1 protein-coding gene is annotated in these 298 nt (G+C 68.5%); it reads right to left on the bottom strand.

Annotation, left to right across the window (positions count from 1 at the left end; genetic code table 11):
- On the bottom strand, positions 1-298 hold a 298-nt coding region (locus AC1KVG_RS21805; RefSeq protein WP_481095812.1), incomplete at both ends, for an AMP-binding protein.

Below are 298 nucleotides of genomic sequence, written 5' to 3'. Positions count from 1 at the left end.
CCCGCGCAGCTTCACCTGGTCGTCCAGTCGACCCAGAAACTCCAGCTGCCCGTCGTTACGCCAGCGCACCCGGTCGCCTGTGCGGTACAACCGTTCCCCAGCCTCGAACGGGCTCGCCACGAAGCGCTCGGCCGTCAACGCCTCCCGCTTCACGTACCCCTTCGCCACTCCCCATCCGCCGATGTACAGCTCACCCGCCACGCCCGGCGGCTGCAATTCCATCCGCGCGTCCAGCACGTACAGCGCCGTGTTCTCCATCGCACGGCCGATCGGCAGCATGCCGCTTGCCTGCACCTGG

It is taken from the genome of Xanthomonas sp. NCPPB 3959 (assembly GCF_056675575.1).
This window is presented reverse-complemented; position numbering and strand designations above follow the sequence as displayed.